Annotated in this window: 1 protein-coding gene; it reads left to right on the top strand. The window is 64.1% G+C overall.

Annotated elements, in window-relative coordinates; translation table 11 throughout:
* Positions 1-272 precede the first annotated feature (272 nt).
* Positions 273-1,547, top strand: a complete 1,275-nt coding sequence (locus ACRCUN_RS34115; RefSeq protein WP_462146019.1) for an IS30 family transposase — start codon at positions 273-275, stop codon at positions 1,545-1,547.
* The last annotated feature ends 33 nt before the right edge of the window (positions 1,548-1,580 follow it).

Raw genomic sequence — 1,580 nt, 5'->3', positions numbered from 1 at the left:
CCGTGTCGTTTTCGGAGGACTGTGTTCGGTTTGGGGTTCAGTTAGCAAAGCTCGTTGACGCGGGTGTGCCGGTGCGCGAAGCGGCCGTGTCGTTGGGGTTGTCGCGGCAGCGGGCGTATGCCATCTTGCGGGCGACGGGCCGGCCGATGGGCTTGCCACGGCCGGATGTCAGTGGTGTTGATCAGGCCGGGTTGGCGGCGGTGTTCACCGCGACGGGCTCGGTTGATGCGGCAGCCAAAGCGGTCGGGGTGGCCCATTCCACGGCGCGGCGGATGCTCGTCGAGCTGGGTTTGGTCGACGCTGCCCGGCAGGTGCGCGGTAAGCCCGCCCAGCGGGCCCGGTTCTTTGAACTGCTCGATGACGGCTGGTCAACGGCGGCCGCGGCGCGGGAGGTCGGGGTCAACGTGCGCACCGCCCGCGATTGGCGCGACGGCATCCGCCAGGTCGGCAACACGCGGGTTCATCCCGATGGCACAGTCCACGATTACAACACCGGCACGCGGTACACACAACCGGTGAAAACCCTTGCCAGCCACCAGGGCCCCGCACCGGATGACGAATCTGTCAGCAGGTATTTGCAGCTGGCTGACCGGCTGGTCATCGCCGACGGCCTGACCGCCGGGCTGAGCTATACCGCGATCGCCAACAAGCTCGGTCGGAATAAATCGACAGTGTCCCGCGAAGTCGCTGCACACCGTGTCGAGGGCCTCTACCTGCCATATCAAGCCGATGCGGCGGCTGCGGCGGCGCGGTCCCGGCCCAAGCAGTCCAAACTGGTCACCAACCAGAGGCTGCGTAAAAAGGTCGAAGAGGGGCTGGCCAAGCGGTGGTCCCCGGAAGAGATTTCGCATCGTCTGGTCAAAGACTTTCCGGACGACGAGAGCATGCGGGTGAGCCACGAAACGATCTATCAAGCCCTCTACTTTCAGGCCCGTGGCGGGTTGAAAAAAGAAGTGGCCCAATCACTCCGAAGTGGCCGCACGTGCCGTAAACCGAACCGTAAACCCGGTGAGCGTTACCAGCGGTTCGTTGATCCGATGCTCATGATCGCCGACCGGCCCGATATTGAGGACCGGGCGGTGCCCGGGCACTGGGAAGGCGATCTGATTATGGGTGAACTCAACAAGACCGCGATCGGCACCCTGGTGGAACGCACCACCCGCTACACCATGCTGGTGCACCTACCCGGGGGCCATGATGCCGAAACGGTTCGTGACGGGCTGATCGCCACCATGAAGACCTTGCCGCAGCATCTGCGGGGTTCGTTGACCTGGGACCAGGGCGCCGAGATGGCCGGGCACAAGGTGTTCTCGATGGCCACCGACATGGCCGTGTACTTCTGCGATCCGGCCAGCCCCTGGCAGCGCGGCACCAACGAAAACACCAACGGCCTGCTGCGCCAATACTTCCCCAAAGGCACCGACCTGAGCGTGTTCGGGCCCGAAGACCTCGAACACGTCGCCCAGCAACTCAACGGTCGCCCACGCAAAACGCTCGACTGGGACACCCCAGCCGAGCGCTTGCGTGATCTACTACAGACCAACTAACCAGCAGTGTTGCAACGACCCCTAGAAACCGCC

It is taken from the genome of Mycobacterium venezuelense (genome assembly GCF_054919535.1).
This window is presented reverse-complemented; position numbering and strand designations above follow the sequence as displayed.